General features: G+C 51.8%; 1 rRNA gene. It reads left to right on the plus strand.

Annotated features, from left to right (window positions below):
- Nucleotides 1-490 (plus strand): 23S ribosomal RNA (locus tag ACXX53_RS23115); the annotation flags it as partial.

Genomic DNA, 490 nt, shown 5'->3' on the forward strand with positions numbered 1-490 from the left:
ACCTGAATACATAGGGTGTAAGATGGCATACGAGGGGAACTGAAACATCTAAGTACCCTCAGGAAGAGAAAACAATAGTGATTCCGTAAGTAGCGGCGAGCGAACGCGGAAGAGCCTAAACCAGAGAGCTTGCTCTCTGGGGTTGTGGGACGTCTCACATGGAGTTACAAAGTTCTCGATTAGTCGAACAGGTCTGGAAAGGCCGGCCATAGCAGGTAATAGCCCTGTAGACGAAAGTGGAGGACCTCCGAGACGGATCCCGAGTACCGCGGGTCACGTGAAACCCCGTGGGAATCTGGCAGGACCATCTGCTAAGGCTAAATACTCCCTGGTGACCGATAGTGAAGCAGTACCGTGAGGGAAAGGTGAAAAGCACCCCGGAAGGGGAGTGAAATAGAACCTGAAACCGTGTGCTTACAAGAAGTCAGAGCCCGATCTATGGGTGATGGCGTGCCTTTTGTAGAATGAACCGGCGAGTTACGTTTGCATG

Source organism: Paenibacillus marinisediminis (assembly GCF_054343325.1).